The sequence below is a fragment of the Hydrogenophaga sp. UC242_53 genome (genome assembly GCF_042696965.1).
Classification (GTDB): Bacteria; Pseudomonadota; Gammaproteobacteria; order Burkholderiales; family Burkholderiaceae_C; genus Hydrogenophaga.
The window spans coordinates 5,003,204-5,020,854 of the sequence record NZ_CP170552.1; the positions used below are offsets into that span (position 1 = coordinate 5,003,204).

General features: G+C 67.8%; 16 protein-coding genes and 1 pseudogene. 13 read left to right on the forward strand and 4 right to left on the reverse strand.

Features of this window, described 5'->3' with window-relative positions; all coding sequences use genetic code 11:
• The first annotated feature begins 10 nt into the window (after nt 1-10).
• Together ACFJI0_RS25140 and ACFJI0_RS25145 are read left to right on the forward strand one after the other, a co-directional pair.
• Nucleotides 11-802, forward strand: a complete 792-nt coding sequence (locus ACFJI0_RS25140) for an exodeoxyribonuclease III (RefSeq protein ID WP_382163282.1) — start codon at nt 11-13, stop codon at nt 800-802.
• A gap of 15 nt (nt 803-817) precedes the next feature.
• A complete protein-coding gene (locus ACFJI0_RS25145) occupies nt 818-1,453 on the forward strand; it encodes a LysE family translocator (protein WP_382322778.1) in 636 nt (211 codons plus the stop codon).
• Between the two features lie 23 nt (nt 1,454-1,476).
• On the opposite strand, the gene ACFJI0_RS25150 is transcribed toward ACFJI0_RS25145, so the two are convergent.
• Nucleotides 1,477-1,956, reverse strand: coding sequence for a MarR family winged helix-turn-helix transcriptional regulator (locus ACFJI0_RS25150; RefSeq protein WP_382322779.1), 480 nt, complete (start codon nt 1,954-1,956; stop codon nt 1,477-1,479).
• Between the two features lie 123 nt (nt 1,957-2,079).
• Here ACFJI0_RS25150 and ACFJI0_RS25155 point away from each other — a divergent pair, with 123 nt between their 5' ends.
• From ACFJI0_RS25155 to ACFJI0_RS25190, 8 genes are all read left to right on the forward strand, one after another.
• Nucleotides 2,080-3,258, forward strand: a complete 1,179-nt coding sequence (locus ACFJI0_RS25155) for an ABC transporter substrate-binding protein (RefSeq protein WP_382322780.1) — start codon at nt 2,080-2,082, stop codon at nt 3,256-3,258.
• Between the two features lie 15 nt (nt 3,259-3,273).
• Entirely contained in the window at nt 3,274-4,362 is a 1,089-nt protein-coding gene (locus ACFJI0_RS25160) for a Rieske 2Fe-2S domain-containing protein (protein ID WP_382322781.1), read from the forward strand.
• A 6-nt stretch (nt 4,363-4,368) separates the two neighbouring features.
• Nucleotides 4,369-5,244 carry a branched-chain amino acid ABC transporter permease gene (locus ACFJI0_RS25165; protein ID WP_382322782.1) on the forward strand — a complete coding sequence of 292 codons (876 nt, stop codon included), beginning with the start codon at nt 4,369-4,371 and terminating at the stop codon, nt 5,242-5,244.
• Nucleotides 5,241-6,263, forward strand: a complete 1,023-nt coding sequence (locus ACFJI0_RS25170; RefSeq protein ID WP_382322783.1) for a branched-chain amino acid ABC transporter permease — start codon at nt 5,241-5,243, stop codon at nt 6,261-6,263. The genes ACFJI0_RS25165 and ACFJI0_RS25170 overlap by 4 nt, the downstream gene beginning before the upstream one ends.
• Nucleotides 6,260-7,021, forward strand: a complete 762-nt coding sequence (locus ACFJI0_RS25175; protein WP_382322784.1) for an ABC transporter ATP-binding protein — start codon at nt 6,260-6,262, stop codon at nt 7,019-7,021. Before ACFJI0_RS25170 ends, ACFJI0_RS25175 begins: the two co-directional genes overlap by 4 nt.
• Nucleotides 7,018-7,764, forward strand: a complete 747-nt coding sequence (locus ACFJI0_RS25180; protein ID WP_382322785.1) for an ABC transporter ATP-binding protein — start codon at nt 7,018-7,020, stop codon at nt 7,762-7,764. The genes ACFJI0_RS25175 and ACFJI0_RS25180 overlap by 4 nt, the downstream gene beginning before the upstream one ends.
• A gap of 32 nt (nt 7,765-7,796) precedes the next feature.
• On the forward strand, nt 7,797-8,732 hold the full coding sequence (locus tag ACFJI0_RS25185) for a PDR/VanB family oxidoreductase (RefSeq protein ID WP_382322786.1): 936 nt from the start codon (nt 7,797-7,799) through the stop codon (nt 8,730-8,732).
• A 101-nt stretch (nt 8,733-8,833) separates the two neighbouring features.
• Complete coding sequence (locus tag ACFJI0_RS25190) at nt 8,834-9,472, forward strand: MBL fold metallo-hydrolase (RefSeq protein WP_382322787.1); 639 nt, start codon at nt 8,834-8,836, stop codon at nt 9,470-9,472.
• 2 nt (nt 9,473-9,474) lie between these two features.
• On the opposite strand, the gene ACFJI0_RS25195 is transcribed toward ACFJI0_RS25190, so the two are convergent.
• Nucleotides 9,475-10,341, reverse strand: coding sequence for a M48 family metallopeptidase (locus tag ACFJI0_RS25195; RefSeq protein WP_382322788.1), 867 nt, complete (start codon nt 10,339-10,341; stop codon nt 9,475-9,477).
• A gap of 62 nt (nt 10,342-10,403) precedes the next feature.
• Between ACFJI0_RS25195 and ACFJI0_RS25200 the strand changes: the two are divergent.
• Nucleotides 10,404-11,787, forward strand: a pseudogene (locus ACFJI0_RS25200) (AmpG family muropeptide MFS transporter).
• 3 nt (nt 11,788-11,790) lie between these two features.
• Here ACFJI0_RS25200 and ACFJI0_RS25205 read toward each other — a convergent pair.
• On the reverse strand, nt 11,791-13,320 hold the full coding sequence (locus tag ACFJI0_RS25205) for a class I adenylate-forming enzyme family protein (RefSeq protein ID WP_382322789.1): 1,530 nt from the start codon (nt 13,318-13,320) through the stop codon (nt 11,791-11,793).
• Nucleotides 13,321-13,407: 87 nt separating this feature from the next.
• Here ACFJI0_RS25205 and ACFJI0_RS25210 point away from each other — a divergent pair, with 87 nt between their 5' ends.
• Together ACFJI0_RS25210 and ACFJI0_RS25215 are read left to right on the forward strand one after the other, a co-directional pair.
• Nucleotides 13,408-14,127 carry a response regulator transcription factor gene (locus ACFJI0_RS25210; protein WP_382163268.1) on the forward strand — a complete coding sequence of 240 codons (720 nt, stop codon included), beginning with the start codon at nt 13,408-13,410 and terminating at the stop codon, nt 14,125-14,127.
• Entirely contained in the window at nt 14,124-15,377 is a 1,254-nt protein-coding gene (locus tag ACFJI0_RS25215; protein WP_382163266.1) for an ATP-binding protein, read from the forward strand. The genes ACFJI0_RS25210 and ACFJI0_RS25215 overlap by 4 nt, the downstream gene beginning before the upstream one ends.
• 315 nt (nt 15,378-15,692) lie before the next feature.
• Here the strand turns inward: ACFJI0_RS25215 and ACFJI0_RS25220 are convergent, their stop codons facing one another.
• The gene (locus ACFJI0_RS25220) at nt 15,693-17,606 is read right to left on the reverse strand and encodes a polysaccharide biosynthesis protein (RefSeq protein WP_382322790.1); all 1,914 of its coding nucleotides are present in this window, start codon (nt 17,604-17,606) and stop codon (nt 15,693-15,695) included.
• Nucleotides 17,607-17,651: the final 45 nt, after the last annotated feature.

Consider the following 17,651-nt stretch of genomic DNA (forward strand, 5'->3'; position numbering starts at 1 on the left):
GGAGACATCCTTGTTCAAACTGACCAGCCTCAACCTCAACGGCATCCGTTCCGCCACCACCAAGGGGCTGGAGAAATGGCTCGCCGCGCACCGGCCCGATTGTATTTGTGTGCAGGAGGTCAAGGCCCAGGCCGCCGATGTGAGCGGCCGCTTTGAAGAAATCGCCGGCCTCAAGGGGCACTTCCACTACGCCCAGAAAAAGGGTTACTCGGGCACGGCGGTGTACACCCGCCACGAGCCGAGCGACGTGATCATCGGCTACGGTTCAACCGAGTTCGACGCCGAGGGCCGCTTCACCGAGCTGCGCTTCGACACGCCCCAGCGCAAGCTCTCCATCCTGAGCGTCTATTTCCCCAGCGGCTCCTCGGGCCCCGAGCGGCAGGAAGCCAAGTACCGCTTTCTCGATGGCTTCTACCCCCACCTGCAGGCGCTCAAGGGCGGGCGCGAGTTCATCCTGTGCGGCGACGTGAACATCGCCCACCAGCAGAAAGACCTGAAGAACTGGCGCAGCAACCAGAAGAACAGCGGCTTCCTGCCCGAGGAGCGCGCCTGGATGACCAAGCTGCTCGACGAGGCCGGGCTGGTGGACGTCTACCGCCGGCTTCAGCCCGACACCACCGACACCTGCTACACGTGGTGGAGCAACCGGGGCCAGGCCTACGCGAACAACGTCGGGTGGCGGCTGGACTACCACCTCGCCACGCCGGCCATGGCAGCGCTCGCGCGCAGCGAGTCCATCTACAAGGGCGAGAAGTTTTCCGACCACGCGCCGCTGACGATCGAATACGACTTCCAACACTGAGCGAAGGAGCGGCCCATGTTCCCGACGGAGATCCTGCTGGCCTACGTGGCCGCCTGCACCCTGGTGGTGGTGTCGCCCGGGCCCGACAACATCCTGGCCATCGGCCGGGGCCTGAGCCAGGGCCCACTGGCCGCCGCGCTCTCGGCCTTCGGCGCGGGACTGGGCATCCTGTTCCACACGCTCGCGGCCACCTTCGGCCTGTCGCTCATCATCCAGGGCTCGCCCGAGGCGTTCTGGGCCGTGAAGGTGGTGGGCGCGTTGTACCTGCTGTGGCTGGGTTACAAGGCGCTGGTCGCCGGTGACCTGATCTCGTTCCAGCCCTCGGCGCGCGTGCCGCTGCGCAAGGTGCTGCTCACGGGCGTGTTGTCCAACGTGCTCAACCCCAAGCCGGGCCTGTTCGTGCTGGCCTTCCTGCCGCAGTTCGTGAGCGCGGGGCGCGGCCCGGTGGTGGTGCAGATGCTGGTCTACGGCGCGATCTTCGCGCTGATGACGGCGGTGATCTTCGCGCTCATGGGCGGCTTCGCGTCCCGCCTGGCGGGCTGGCTGCAGGCGCGACCGCGCATGGTGCGCGGCGTGAACGTGGGCGCGGGCCTGACCTTCATCGCCGCCGGCCTGTCGGTGCTGTCGCTCAAGCAGCGCAGCGCGTTGTAACCCTCCGGGGCCGGGCGGGCGGCTCAGTCCGACGGGGGCAGGCTGTAGCCGCGCCCCTTCGATGCATGCGCTTCGATCAGCTCGTGCATCAGCCGCATGAACTCCTTGCGGTCCTTGGGCGGGAGCGGCTCAAGAAACAGGTCCTGCGAGCGCAGCATGGGGGGGACCACCTTGGCCAGCAATTGCTCACCCTCTGACGTCGCCGTGACCTGACGGACCCGCTTGTCCGTCGGTGACACCTCGCGTTTGACCAGCCCTCTGGATTCCAGGCGGTCAATCACATTGCCGATGGTCGACGTGTCAAAGCCGATGGTCCGGGCCAGCGTGCCCTGATCGATGCCCGGCGACTTGCAGATCGTCTGCAGCGACGAGTACTGCACGGGCGTGACATTGATGTCGCCCATCTCCTGCACGAACAACGCCACCACGATCTGGTGGATGCGGCGCGCGTAGTGCCCGGGCAAATCGTTGAGGTCGACCTCGAGGTGTTGTTGGCTCTTCATGACGTGTCCCTAGGGTTAGCCCCAATTTTACGAGAAATGGAATTCACTAAACTGAAGTTCAGCATGCTGAATATCAGTATGCGTCCTACTACATTCTCACCCATCGACAGCAGGAGACGCCTCATGAACTTCCGATACCGACTCCACGGGCTGGTGGCGATCGCCGGCCTCCTGGTCCTTGCCACGGGGGCTCCCGCGCACGCCCAGACCGGGCCCGTCAAGGTCGGGCTGGTCCTTTCGCTGACCGGCCCCTTTGCCGCCACCGGCAAGCAGATCGAAGCCGGCGCCAGGCTCTACCTCACCCGCCATGGCGACACGATGGCGGGCCGCAAGATCGAGTTCGTCGTCAAGGACGATGGCGGCTTGCCGGACCAGGCCAAACGCATCGCGCAGGAAATGGTCGTCAACGACAAGGTGGATGTGCTGGGGGGCTTCGTGCTCACGCCGCTGGCGCTTGCGGTCGCGCCCGTGGCCTCCCAGAGCAAGACGCCGGCCATCGTCATGTCGGCGGGCACCTCCAGCGTCATCGACGCGTCCCCGTTCTTTGTGCGGGTGAGCTTCACCCTGCCGCAGAACTCGGTCGGCGTGGCCGAGTGGGCGCCCCGCAACGGCATCAAGAGCGTGGTGACGCTGGTCAGCGACTACGGCCCGGGCATCGACGCCGAGCTGTCCTTCAAGAAGCGCTTCGAAGCCAGTGGCGGCGCGGTGAAGGAGGCCATCCGGGTGCCGGTGCGAAATCCCGACTTTTCGCCCTTCCTGCAGAAGGTCCGGGACGAAAAGCCCGACGCCGTGTTCGTCTTCCTGCCCGCCGGTGTGGGAACCCAGTTCATGAAGCAATTTGCCTCGCGTGGCTTGGACAAGGCCGGCATCCGGCTGATCGGCACGGGTGACGTGACCGAAGACGACATCCTCAACGACATGGGCGACGTCGCCCTGGGGGTGGTCACGTCTCACCACTACTCCGCCGCGCACCCCTCGCCTGAAAACCAGGCGTTTGTGGAGGCCTTCAAGAAGGCCAATGGTGGCAAGCGGCCGAACTACATGGCCGTGGCTGGGTACGACGGCATGCGCGTGCTCTCGAACGCGTTGAAGTCCACGGGCGGCAAGGGGGGCGAGCCGCTGTTGAACGCGATGAAAGGGCAATCCTTCGACAGCCCGCGCGGGCCTGTGCAGATCGATCCGCAGACGCGAGACATCGTGCAGAACGTCTACATCCGGCGCGTCGAACGCAAGGAGGGCGAGCTCTACAACGTGGAGTTCGATGTCATGAAAGCCGTGCGCGATCCCGGGCGCGGCAACTGATCCCAGGAGATCTCAATGGCTTGGTTGAAAAACGCCTGGTACGTCGCAGGCTTTCAGAACGAACTCGATGGCGGCAAGGTCGTTGCCCGCACCTTTCTGGGAACGCCCGTGGTGATGCTGCGGCACTCCGATGGGCGCATCGCCGCGCTGGAGGACATGTGTCCTCACCGGCTCATGCCCTTGTCCGCCGGCAAGCGCATCGGCGACGAGCTCGAGTGCGGCTACCACGGCATGCGCTTCGGTGTGACAGGTGTGTGCACGCTGGCACCGGGTCAGTCGCACATCCCGGCGCAGGCCTGTGTGCGCAACTACCCGTTGGCGCAACGCCATGGGCTGCTCTGGATCTGGATGGGGAGGCCCGATCTCGCCGACGCCGACCTCGTTCCCGACATCCGCTGGAACGACCACCCGGAATGGACGCCGTCGCGTGGTTACCACCATGTGGAGGCGGGCTTCCAGTTGTCGGTCGACAACCTGATGGATCTCGGACACGAAAGCTGGGTGCACCTGCGCACCATCGGCCAGGAGGACGAGGAAGCGATTCCCAGCTATCCCGTCAAGGTGACGGTCAAGGGCGAAGGCCTGCTGCACGCGCACCGCGAGATGCCCAACATCGACGCGCCGCCGTTCTTCGCGATGGTGCTGGATCACCAGGGCAAGATCAACCGCTGGCAGACCGCCGTCAGCCTGGCGCCCTCGATCTGCATGACCGATTTCGGCGTGTACCCGGTGGGCACCTCCGCGGACCACGCCTACAGAAGCCATGTCCTGCACCTGCTCACACCGGAGAGCGAGAAGACCACCCACTATTTCTGGTCGGTCGCCCGCAACCGGCGCCTGGACGACGAGGGCCTGACGCAGGCGGTCTGCCGGGCGATCGAGCAGACTTTCGACGAGGATGCCCTGGTGCTCAAGATCCAGCAGTCGCAGGTGAGCAGGCACGGGGGCGCCGTACCGCGCGTGGCCCTGAAGGTGGACGAGGCGCCGATCCGGGCGCGCCGCCTGCTCGAGGCGCTGGTGAGGAAGGAAAACGAGGACCCGAACTTCGTCTACCGGCCGCAACTGATGATGGAAGACACCACGCCCGAGTTGGCGATGGTGTGACAGAGCATGTTGACGATCCTGTTCGATGGCATCGCCTACGGCATGCTGCTGTTCGTCCTGGCGGTGGGTCTCTCGGTGACCATGGGCTTGATGAACTTCATCAACCTCGCGCACGGCGCTTTCGCCATGGTCGGGGGGTACACGACGGTGCTGCTCCTGCAGCGGGCCGAGATGCCCTTCCTGTTGTGTCTGCCCATCGCCTTCCTCGTCGCGGCCGCCCTGGGCGCGGTGCTGGAGGGCACGCTCTACCGGCGCCTGTACCAGCGTTCCCACCTGGACCACGTGCTGTTCTCGATCGGCCTGGTCTTCATGGCGGTGGCGGGCTTTGACTACCACTTCGGCTCCTCGCCGCAAAACGTGCTGCTGCCCCAGTGGCTGATGGGGCGCACCGAGATCGGTTCGGGCGATCTGACGCTGGCCATGGGCCACTACCGCCTGTTCATCATCGGCGTGTGTGCCGCCGTCACGCTGGTCCTGCAATGGATCCTGGCGTCCACGCGCTTTGGTGCCCGCCTGCGCGCCTCCGTGGACGATCAGCGCGTGGCCGCCGGTCTGGGCATCAACGTGAATGTGGTGTTCCTGTCCACCTTTGCGTTCGGCTCCGGCCTTGCGGGCCTGGGGGGCGCGCTCGGCGCGGAAGTCCTCGGGCTGGACCCGACCTTCCCGCTCAAGTTCATGATCTATTTCCTGATCGTGGTGGCCGTCGGTGGAACCTCCTCCGTCACCGGACCGCTGATCGCTGCCATCCTGCTGGGCGTGGCGGATGTCGCGGGCAAGTACTACATCCCCAAAATGGGCGCGTTCATCGTTTACGTCCTGATGATCGCCATCCTGCTCTGGCGCCCCCATGGCCTGTTCGTCCGTCAAGGGAGGCGCGCATGAACCCCATCTGCATCTCGCAGCGCAAGCTGCTGGGCGCCGCGCAATGGCGCTGGTGGGAGCCCGTGCTGTGGGTGGCGGCCTTCGCATCGCCGATCCTGCTGCCCCAGCACGCACACGCCATCGGCGAGATCGCCATCGTCGCGCTGTTCGCCATCTCGCTGGACCTGGTTCTGGGCTACGCCGGCATCGTGTCGCTGGGGCATGCGGCCTTCTTCGGTCTGAGCGCCTACGCGGCGGCGTTGTTCGCCAAGCATGTGCATCCCGACCCCTTGCTGGGGCTGGTGATGGGGGTGTTGCCCGCGGCGCTGCTGGGTTTTGTGGCCAGTTTCACGGTTCATCGGGGAACCGATCTCACCCGCGTGATGGTGACCCTGGGCACCTCGTTGATCCTGCTCGAGGCGGCGAACAAGCTGGACTGGCTCACCGGCGGGGCGGATGGCTTGCAAGGTGTCGCGATGGCGCCGGTGCTCGGGCGCTTCGAATTCGACCTGGTGGGCCGCACGGCCGCCTACTACGCGCTGTCCGTCTTGCTGGTGTGCTTCCTGGTCGTGCGTCGGGTGATGAACTCCCCCTTTGGCATGTCCATGAAAGCGATCCGCGACAACCGCCTGCGCGCCACCGCCATCGGCATCCCGGTCAACTCGCGGCTGACCGCCGTGTACACCCTCGGCGCGGCGCTCGCCGGCGTGTCGGGCGCGCTGCTGGCGCAGACCTCTGCGTTCGCCTCGCTGGATGTCTTTGACTTCCACCGCTCGGCCGATGTGCTCCTGATCCTCGTCATTGGCGGCGCGGGCTGGCTGTACGGCGGTGTGATCGGGGCCATTGTCTTCAAGTCCCTGCACGGAGTGGTTTCCGGCCTCACACCCCAGTACTGGACCTTCTGGCTGGGCCTGTTCCTGGTGGTGCTGGTGCTGGTCGGCCGCGATCGCCTGGTGCGCCCCTGGCGCTGGTTCGGGCCCTGGCGGAAAGTGACCCGACGACAACAGGGGATCGCGACCAAGGTGGGAGGTGAAGCATGAAGGACGTGGTTCTGGCCGCCGAGGGGCTGGTCAAGCAGTTCGGCGGCATCACCGCCACCGGCAACGTGACGCTGGGCATCGAACGCGGCGCGCGGCATGCGCTGATCGGCCCCAATGGGGCCGGCAAGACGACGCTGGTCAACCTGCTGACGGGTGTGCTGGATCCCACGAAAGGGCGCATCGTGCTCGAGGGGAAGGACATCACGGGGCTGTCCCCGCACGAACGCGTCAAGCGCGGCCTGGTGCGCACCTTCCAGATCAACCAGTTGTTTCCATCCATGACGCCTCTGGAGACGCTGGCGCTCGTGATCGCCCAGCGCGCGGGAGACGGCGCGTCGTTCTGGCGCCCTTTGGGGCGCAGCGAGCAAGTGGCGCGCGAGGCCGATCGCCTGCTCGAACAGTTCCATCTGGAGCCGGTGGCCGATGTGCCGACGGAACGGTTGCCGTATGGCAAGCGCCGCCTTCTCGAGATCGCGATGGGCCTGGCTTGCCGCCCCCGGGTGCTGCTGCTCGACGAGCCCGTGGCCGGCGTGCCGGCGGGGGAGCGGGAAGAGATTCTCCGAACGGTCGCCTCGTTGCCGGACGACGTGTCGGTGCTCCTGATTGAACACGACATGGACCTCGTCTTCAGCTTCGCCCGCAGCATGACCGTTCTGGTGAACGGGTGCGTCCTCACCGAAGGAACGCCCGACGAGATCGCCCGCGATCCGCGCGTGGCCGAGGTGTACCTCGGCCATGGACAGGAGGTCCCTGCATGAGCGCGCTGCTTCAACTGGAGAACGTGTCGGCGGGGTACGGCGAGGCCGTTGTGCTGCATCACGTGTCGTTTGCCTTGAACGAAGGCGCCACCCTGGCGCTGCTGGGCCGCAACGGCGTCGGGAAAACGACGCTGATCGACACCCTGGCGGGGGCGACCCGCCAACATGCCGGCCACATCCGGTTGGCCGGCCGATCGCTGCAGGGCCTGGCCTCGCACCAGCGCGCCGCCTCGGGCATCGGCTGGGTGCCACAGGAGCGCAACATCTTCAGATCGCTGACGGTCCATGAGAACCTGAGCTCGGTGGCCCGCCCGGGGCGTTGGACGCCGGCTCGCGTCTACGAGATGTTTCCCCGGCTGGCGGAACGCAAGTCCAACCTGGGCACGCAACTGTCCGGCGGGGAGCAGCAGATGCTGGCGGTGGGACGGGCGCTGGTGCTCAATCCGAGGCTGCTGCTGCTGGACGAGCCGCTGGAAGGCCTCGCTCCCATCATCGTGGAAGAGCTCCTGCGGGCCATCCGGCGCATCACGCGCGATGAAGGCATCTGCGCCATCATCGTCGAGCAGCACCCCCAGGCCATCCTGCGGATCAGCGACCAGGCCATCGTGCTCGATCAAGGCGCGGTGCGCTTCGATGGCCGCGCGGAGGAACTGCTGAACGACCGGACCCGGCTCGACGCCTTGATCGGTCTGTCCCAGGGCGCGTCCGGTTCGGCCCGTCCCGCGCGAGAGCTTCAACGATGACCACCTGTTCCAATCCCCTGCGCGTTCGCGTGATGCGCAAAGAACCCCTGGCGCGCGACATCGCCCTGTTCGAATTGAGGGCCGAGGGGGCTTCGGTGCTGCCGGCGTTCGCCGCCGGCTCGCACATCGATGTCTTTCTTCCCAATGGCCTCACCCGCCAGTACTCGCTGTGCAACGATCCTGCCGAGGCGCACCGGTACCAGATCGCGGTGCTCAAGGATCCCCATGGCCGTGGGGGATCCCGGGCCATGCACGAGTCCGTGCAAACCGGCGATGTGATCTCCATCAGCGCACCGAAGAACCACTTTCCCCTGGCGCACGCGGCCGACTCGTCGCTGCTGCTGGCCGGCGGCATCGGCATCACGCCGCTCCTGTGCATGGCCGACCGGCTTTCGGCCCTGCAGCACCCCTTCGAGATGCACTACTGCGCGCGCTCCGTGGAGCGAATGGCCTTCCGGGACCGCATCGGCCGTTCTGGCTACGCGGACAGGGTGGCGTTCCACTTTGACGATGGCGCCTCTGATCAGCGGCTGGACATCGGCGAGCTGCTGCGGGACCCTCGGCGCGGCGTTCACCTGTACACCTGCGGCCCGCAAGGCTTCATGGATGCCGTGCTGTCCACGGCCCGCCAGGCCGGCTGGCCCGAGGACCGGCTGCACCATGAGTTTTTCAACGCCCGGCCGGTCCAGAAGAGCGATGACGGCGGCTTCGAGGTTCAGTTGGCCAGCTCGGGTCGCGTGATCCACGTGCCGGCGGACCAATCCGTGACCGCCGCGCTGGCCGCGGCGGGCGTGCCTGTGCCGACCTCCTGCGAGCAGGGTGTGTGCGGCACCTGCCTGACGCGCGTCGTGGCGGGCGAACCGGATCACCGCGACCTGTACCTCTCACCGCAGGAGCAGGCCTCCAACAGCCAGTTCCTGCCTTGCTGCTCTCGGGCCAAATCGGCCCGTCTGGTTCTGGACCTCTGACGATCCCGGGCGGCCTTCGAATCGTCAGATGCCTGGCGTTTAAAGTACGGTCGCCCGTTCGACGGCGTTCCATCCTGATTCGCAAAGACCAGTCCCGATCCATGCTCCGCTACCACACCGTTCCCGTCACCGCGTTCGCGCAGAACTGCTCCCTCGTCTGGTGCGACGACACCATGGACGCGGCGGTCATCGATCCCGGCGGTGACCTGGAGCGCCTGTTGGCCGAGGTGCAGCGGCTGGGCCTGAAGCTCAAGGCCATCTGGCAGACCCATGCGCACATCGACCACGCGGGTGGCACGGCCGAACTCGCGCGCCGCCTGAGCCTGCCCATCATCGGCCCGCACCCGGGCGACCAGTTCTGGATTTCGGGCCTGCCGCAGCAGGGCGCGATGTTCGGTTTTCCACCGGCCGAGGCCTTCACGCCCACGCGCTGGCTGGCCGATGGCGACACGGTGCAGATCGGCCATTGCACGTTGAACGTGCGGCACTGCCCGGGGCACACGCCGGGCCACGTGGTGTTTCATTCGCCGCAGGCCAAGCGCGCCTTCGTGGGCGATGTGCTGTTCGCCGGCAGCATCGGTCGCACCGATTTCCCGCAGGGCAATCACCAGCAGCTGATCGACAGCATCACGGGCCGCCTCTGGCCCATGGGAGACGACACGGTGTTCATTCCCGGCCATGGGCCGGAGAGCACCTTCGGCCGGGAGCGCCAGAGCAACCCGTACGTGCGCGGGACCTGAGCTCAGCCCTTGCGGGCCTGTTCGTAGAGGCTCTGCACCTTGGGCACGTTGGCTTCCAGTTCGCGGATGCGATCAGGGCCGCTGGGGTGGGTGGAGAGGAAGCTTGCGCCCGAGCCCCCGCCGTTGGCGGCCATCTTCTGCCACAGGCTCACGCTGGCGCGCGGCTGGTAGCCCGAGCGGGCCGCGAGTTCCAGGCCCACCAGGTCGGCCTCGGTCTCGTCCTCGCGGCTGAACTTGAGGGTGAGCAGCTGCGTGCCGAGGTTGGCGGCCACGTCGCCCAGCTGGCCCAGGCCCAGCAGTTGTGCCGCAATCGACAGGCCGATCCCGGTGGCGTTGCTCTTGGCGACGCGCGAGCGGGCGTGCTCGCGCAGCGCATGCGCCATTTCGTGGCCCATGATCATCGCGGTCTCGTCGTCGGTGAGGCCGAGCTTTTCCAGGATGCCGGTGTAGAACGCGATCTTGCCGCCCGGCATGCAGAAGGCGTTGATCTGCGTGCTCTGGATCAGGTTGACTTCCCACTTCCACTGCGTGGCGCGCTTGTTCCATTGCGCCGAGTGGGGAATGATGCGGCGCGCGATGGTGCGCAGGCGCTGCACCTGCGGGTGGCCGTCGGGCATCAGCACCTTCTTGGCGTTGGCCTCGGCCATCATCTGGCCGTACTGCTGGCCGGCGGCGTTTTCCAGCTCATCGGCCGGCACCAGCTTGCGCAGCGTGGAGCCCTCGCCCACGTTCACCTGCGCGACGGCCGGCAGGGCCGACGCCGCGGCGGCGGCGGTGCCCGCCAGCACGAAGGCGCGGCGGGCCGACCACACGTGTTCGGGCCGAGGGGTCTCAGGGGCGGGGGACTTCAGGTCGCAGAGCAGGCACATGCGTGAATAATAGACAAAGCCGGGCATTTGTGCCTGCACCTTTTTTCCTTTTATCCACTTCCATGTCCGTGCCCCCCACCTTGCCGCAGACTGCCCCCACGGACGCTGACACCACCGCCCGACCCACCTGGGGCGAGACCTTGCGGGTGTACCTGGAGCCGGCCAGCCTGCGCATGTTCGCGCTCGGGTTCTCCGCCGGCCTGCCGCTGCTGCTGGTGCTGGGCACGTTGAGCTTTCGCCTGCGCGAGGCCGGGCTGGACCGCACCACGATCGGCTACCTGAGCTGGGTCGGCCTGGCCTACGGCTTCAAATGGTGCTGGGCGCCTTTGGTGGACCGCCTGCCCATTCCGCTGCTCACGCGCTGGCTCGGCCGGCGGCGCAGCTGGTTGCTGCTGTCTCAGGCGTTGATCATGGCCTCGCTGGTGGGCATGGCGCTGGCCGATCCGCGCACCGAGCTCCAGCTGGTCGTGTGGTGCGCCCTGGCCGTGGCGTTTGCCTCGGCCACGCAGGACATCGCGCTGGACGCCTTCCGCATCGAATCGGCCGACGTGCGCCACCAGGGCGCGCTGGCGGCCACCTATCAGACCGGTTACCGGCTGGCCATGATCTGGGCCGGGGCGGGCGTGCTGTGGATCGCCGCCCGCGCGGAAATCGCCCCCGCCGCCGGGGCCACCGCGCCCGGCGCGCTCTACCAGCAGGCGGCCTGGACCACCGCCTACCTGGTGATGGCCGCGAGCATGCTCGTGGGGGTGCTCACGGTGCTGTTCTCGCGCGAACCCGCGCGCGTGGCCTTGCCTCCCGCGAAGAACGCCGCCGACTGGCTGCGCGGCGCGCTGATCGAGCCGTTCGCCGACTTTCTGCGGCGCTACGGCAAGCAGGCGCTGCTGATCCTGGCGCTGATCGGCGTCTACCGCATCAGCGACGTGGTGATGGGCATCATGGCGCAACCCCTTCTATGTGGACATGGGCTACACCAAGGACGAGGTGGCGGCCGTGACCAAGGTGTTCGGCGTCATCATGACGCTGGTCGGCGCCTTCATCGGTGGTGCGCTGTCGCTGCGCCTGGGCGTGATGCGGGTGCTCATGCTGGGCGCCGTGCTCTCGGCCGCGAGCAACCTGCTGTTCGCCTGGCTGGCGGGGCACGGGCACGACGTGACGGCGCTGATTCTGGTGATTTCCGCCGACAACCTCAGCGCCGGGGTGGCCTCGGCGGCGTTCATCGCCTACCTCTCGGGCCTGACCAATGTGCGCTACTCGGCCACGCAGTACGCGCTGTTCAGTTCGATGATGCTGCTCGCGCCCAAGTGGCTGGCGGGCTACTCGGGCGCTTTCGTGGATGCCTACGACTACACGACCTTCTTCATCGCCACGGCCTGCCTCGGTGTGCCGGTGCTGCTGCTGATCTGGCTGGCGACGCGCCTGGCACCGGTCGAGCCCAAGGCCTGAGGCTCAAGCTTCCAGCAGGGCCTTGACGGCCGGCTTCTGCACCTTGCCCAGCGCGGTCTTGGGCAAGGCCGCCACGCGGTGCCATCGGCGCGGCCACTTGTAGCGCGCCAGCCGGCCGTCCAGAAAGCCCTGCAGCGCGGCCGCCCAATCTTCGGCCGCGCCGTCGCGCAGCACCACCACGGCCACCACCGCCTCGCCCCAGCGCGGGTCGGCCTGGCCGACCACCGCACATTCGACCACCCAGGGGTGCTGCACCAGCAGGTTCTCGATCTCGGCGGGGTAGATGTTCTCGCCGCCCGAGATCAGCATGTCCTTGGCGCGGCCGACCACGGTGAAGCTGCCGTCGGCCGCCTGTTGCGCGAGGTCGCCGCTGTGGAAGAAGCCTTCGGCGTCGCAGGCCGGCTGGTCGGGCCAGTAGCGTTGCACCACATTGGGCCCACGCAGCCACAGCTCGCCGACTTCGCCGACGCCCACCGGCTGGCCGGCGGGGTCGCGCAGCGTCACCTGCACGCCGGGCGAGGGCCAGCCGCAGGCGCCCAGGTGGCTGGCCGCATGGGCGGGCGGCAGGGCGATGGAGAACGGGCCGGTCTCGGTGCTGCCGTACACATTGCACACCGGCACGCCGCGCGCGTGGCAGGCTTCGATGAGCGGGGCGGGCAGCAGGCTGGAGCCGGCCCAGATGGCGCGCAGACTGCCCAGGTGGGTGCCGGACCAGTCGGTGTGCGTGGTGAGCGCCTGCAGCGTGGCGGGCACTTGCAGCGTGAGGGTGGGACGGTCGTCGTGCAGGCTGCGCAGGGTGGTGCCGGCGTCGAATCGGCTGTGCAGCAGCACCTGCGCGCCCACCGAGAGCGCGGGCAAGGTCTGGATGCACAGGCCACCGACATGGAACAGCGGCAGCACGGTGAGCACCGTGTCGTGTTCGCTCAGGCCCTGCACCTGCGCGGCGATCGCCATGTTGGCCAGCAGGTTGCCCTGGGTGTGCACCGCACCCTTGGGCGCGCCCATGGTGCCCGAGGTGTAGACCAGCAGCGCCGGGTGGTCGGCGCTGCCCTGCTCGCCTGCGCCGTCGGCCACGGGATCGACCGGCAGGCCGTCCAGGTGGAGCGTGGCGGGGTGGGCGAGCGATCGGGCCGCGGCGGCCAGCGCCGTGTCGTGCACCAGCAGGGCGGGGCGGCAATCCTGCAGCAGCGCGGCCCACTCGGCGGGCGAGAGGCGGTGGTTCAGCGGCACCAGCACCGCGCCCAGCCGCGCCAGCGCGAAAAGCAGGGCGATCTGCGCCGGGTGGTTCAAACCCAGCCAGACCACGCGGTCCCCCTCGCGCACGCCGTGGGCGCGCGCGAGCCCCTGCGCCAGCGCGTCCGCGTGCCGGGCCAGCTCGGCAAACGACAGCTGGCCCCAGCGCGGGTCGGGGCTGGCCTGGCCCGGCTCGCGCCAGCGCAGCGCCGTCGCCTGCGGTCTTGCCTGGGCCTGCTGGCGCAGCAGAGCGGCCAGCGAACCGGCAGGCAGGGTGGGGGGCGGGGTGGGCGGTGCCATTTACATGACTTTACGTGACCCGAAAGCCCGCTTCACACAGCGCTGACACGATGATGGGCTCCGGCGCCCGCCGCTACACTGAAAACCATGAACGCTCCCCTGCTGATGATTGAAGACGACGGCCGCCTCGCGCAGATGGTGGTGGAGTACCTGGGCCAGTCGGGTTTCGAGGTGACCCACGCCAGCGATGGCGAAGCCGGCCTGGAGCAGTTGCAGCTCATTCAGCCGCAGCTGGTGATCCTGGACCTGATGATGCCCGGCATCGATGGGCTGGAGGTCTGCCGGCGCATCCGTTCGATGCCGGGTGAAGCCGCGCGCGTGCCGGTGCTCATGCTCACGGCCAAGGGCGACCCCATGGACCGCATCATCGGCCTGGAGCTCGGCGCCGACGACTACCTGCCCAAACCCTTCGAACCGCGCGAGCTGCTCGCGCGCGTGCGCGCCGTGCTGCGCCGCCGCGGCGAGCCCACCGGCAGCGCGGCTGTGTCGCGCTCCACGCCGGTGCTGCGTTTCGGTTCGCTCGACATCGACCGCGACGCCCGCACCGTGCAGGTGGCCGGCCAGCCCTGCGAGCTGACCTCCTACCAGTTCGATCTTCTGGTCGCCATGGCCGAGCGCGCGGGCCGGGTGCTCACGCGCGACCAGATCATGGAAGCGGTGCGCGGCCGCGAGCTCGAAGCCTTCGACCGTTCGATCGACGTGCACATCGGGCGCATCCGCAACGCCATCGAGGCCGACAGCAAGGACCCCAAGCGCATCCTCACGGTGCGCGGCGTGGGCTACGTGTTCGCGAAGCAGCAGGAATGAGTTCGCTCTTCGGCTCCCGGCTGTACGTCCGCATCTGGCTGGCGGTGGTCGCCGCGGTCACGGTGCTGACGTTGGTCACGGGTTGGCTGTGGCAGCAGGCGCTGGACGAAGACCGCGCCGAGCGTGAGGCGCGGGTGACCCGCACGATCATCGTGCGCGATGGCGCGCGCGAAATCGTGGGGCAGGCGCCTGCGCGGGCGGTCAGCATTCCCGGCGAGGGCTGGGAATTCGAGGTGGTGATGAAGGATGGGCAGACCCTGTACGTGCTGCTGCCGCGCCCGCCCCGCCCGTCCGGGGGCAACAACCCGGGGCGCCGCGCGCCCGAGTGGTTCCAGACACCGACCGGGTTTGCCTGGCTGCTCGGCCTGGTGGCTTTCGCCGTGGCCCTGGGCGCCTACCCCATCGTGCGGCGCCTGACCAAGCGCCTCGAAGCGCTGCAGAAGGGCGTGGAGCGCTGGGGCGACGGTGACCTCTCCACCCGGTTGCCCATGCAGGGGCAGGACGAGGTCGCGTTTCTGGCCACCCGTTTCAACGCCGCGGCCGAACGGGTGCAGACACTGCTGCAATCGCACAAGGCCTTGCTGGCCAATGCCTCGCACGAACTGCGTTCGCCATTGGCCCGCATCCGCATGGGCTTGGAGCTGCTCGACAAGGACAACGCAAGGGCGCCGCAGCGCGCCGAGATCGCCCGCAGCATCGAAGAACTCGACCAGCTGATCGACGAGATCCTGTTGGCGAGCCGGCTGGACCTGATCGACGCGCGCGACGCGAGCGCGCTCGGCCCCACGGAAGAGGTCGACCTGGTGGGCCTGGCGGCCGAAGAATGCGCGCGCACCGGTGCCGACCTGGAGATCGCGGCCGGTGCCACGCCCGTGCTGGTGCACGGCCAGGCCCGCCTGCTGCGCAGGGTGTTGCGCAATCTGCTGGAAAACGCGCGCCGCTATGGCCATGTCGGCGCGTCGGCCGATTCGCAGGTGCGCCTGAGCATCTTTGCGCCCACGTCTGCCCCGGGGCAGGGCGCACCGCGCGTGACACTCTGGGTGGAGGATCGGGGCCCCGGGGTGCCCGCCGATCAGCGCGCGCGCATCTTCGAGCCCTTTTACCGCCTGCCCGGCGCCAGCGAACGCGAAGGCGGGGTGGGCCTGGGCCTGTCGCTGGTGAAGACGATCATCGAGCGCCACGGGGGCCGCGTGCGCTGCGAGGACCGTCCCGGCGGCGGCGCGCGCTTCGTGGTGGACCTGCCGGTCTGACGGATGGCGAGGCAGGCCAGCTGCCGCTGGTCTGCTGAGCTGGCGGAGATTTCGCGCGCCCGGATGTCGGTCACGAGGCCGTTCTTGGATTCCGAGGGGATTTTCGGGTTTTATTCACCAAGAAAACGGCCCGGTTCCCACAAATGGGGGATGGCCGAAAACAGAGCCTCAGCGCACAATTCGCATCGATGCTGTCACAACATCAGAACAACGGATCCGGCAAACACCACACGTCATGAAAAACGTTTGAATCTGGTCTCCCAACGACGTCCCTTCAAGGACTTTCAAAAGCCACCCTGCGGTGGCTTTTTTTGTTCAGACGCGGGTGGATTCCAGGCTGCTCCCCGGAGAGGAGTGCAGCCAGTCAACGACCTCTCCGGTGGGTTGGTAGCCCTGCACGCAAGCCTGCAACAGGGCCCGCAAGGTGGTCACGTCGTTCGACTCCATGGCCTCTTCCAGCGACTTCAGCAAGGCCTGCAGCTCGCTCCAGGGCAGCATGTCTTCCTGTGCCTTCATGATGCGAGCGTGTTGCGTGGGTTGAGGGTTGTCGCCGATCAGCAGCTCCTCGTACAGCTTCTCGCCCGGTCGCAGCCCGGTGATCTGGATCTCGATGTCGCCAGTGGGGTTCTGCTCGCTCTTCACCTGCAGGCCCGAGAGTTCGACCATGCGCCGGGCCAGGTCGATGATGCGCACGGGCTCGCCCATGTCCAGCACGAACACGTCGCCGCCATGCGCCATGGCGCCGGCCTGGATCACCAGCTGAGCGGCTTCGGGAATGGTCATGAAGTAGCGCGTGATGTCCGGGTGGGTCAGCGTGATCGGCCCACCGTTCTTGATCTGCTCGCGGAACAAGGGCACCACCGAACCGCTGGAGCCCAGCACGTTGCCGAAGCGCACCATGGCGAACGTGGTGGCGCCACCGGGCTCGGCGGCCATCGCCTGCAACACCATTTCGGCCAGGCGCTTGCTCGCGCCCATGACGTTGGTGGGGCGCACCGCCTTGTCGGTGCTGATCAGCACGAAGTTGGCGGCGCCGGCGGCCTGCGCGGCGCGCGCGCACACCCAGGTGCCCCAGACGTTGTTGCGCAGGCCTTGGACCGGGTTGTGCTCCACCAGCGGCACGTGTTTGTAGGCCGCGGCGTGGTACACCGTGTCGGGCCGCCAGGCCTGCATGATCTGCGCGATGCGGGCTTCGTCCTGCACCGAGGCCAGCAAAGGCACCAGTTGCACGCCTGGCGCGGAGGCCTCGTTGTCGAACAGCGCTTCCAGTTCGCGGTGGATCTGGTAGAGGGCAAATTCGCTGTTCTCCACCAGCAGCAGGATGTGCGGCCCGCAGGCAGCGATCTGCCGGCACAGCTCGCTGCCGATGCTGCCGCCCGCACCCGTGACCGCCACCACCTTGTCCTGGATCAGGCTGTGGAGCAGCGCGGTGTTGGGCGTGACCGGATCGCGGCCCAGCAGGTCTTCGATGTCGAGCTCGCGCACGTCGCTCATCGTCACCCGGCCCGCCGCGAGGTCGGACATGCCGGGCAGGGTTCGCACGTGCACGGGCAGGTGGCGCAGGGTGTCGAGGATGTCCAGACGGCGCTGGCGCGTGATCGAGGGCAGCGCGAGCAGCACGTCCGTCACGCCCAGATTGGGGATCAGCCGCACCAGCTCGGCCGGGTCGTGCACCGTGCGGCCATCGAGGCTGTTGCCCTGCAGCTGGTCGTCGTCGTCGATGAAACCGAGCAGGCGCTGTTCGCTGCCGCGCGAGAGCGCTGCCGCGAGCTGCCGTCCCGCCACGCCGGCGCCGTAGATCAGGATGCCTGGCAGATGCTCGCGCTGCAGCATGGTGCGGTACAGGCCGCCCAGCCAGTAGCGCACCACCAGGCGGCTGAATCCGATGGTGACGAGCAGCAGCAGGGGCTGGATCACGCCCACGGTGCGGGGCACGCCTGGAATGCCGATCACGGTGAACACCGTGGCATAGAACAAGCTGTACAGCACCATGGCCTGCGCCAGGCTGACCATGGCATTCCATCCGGCGTAGCGGAAGATGGCGCGGTACAGGCCGAAGCGGATGAACAGGGGCAGGGCGATCAGCACCGCTCCCATGATGGCCAGCACATGCGCGGGGGTCAGTTGCACCCAGTGCTCCAGCCGCAGGCAAAGCGCGAGCCAGACGGTGAGCGCACACAATGCAATGTCCACCAGCACCGCGGACAGGCGCTTGGCGGCCCGTGGCATGTGCAGAAGCGTGGCGGCGGCTTGGCTTCGATGGTCCCTGTTTTT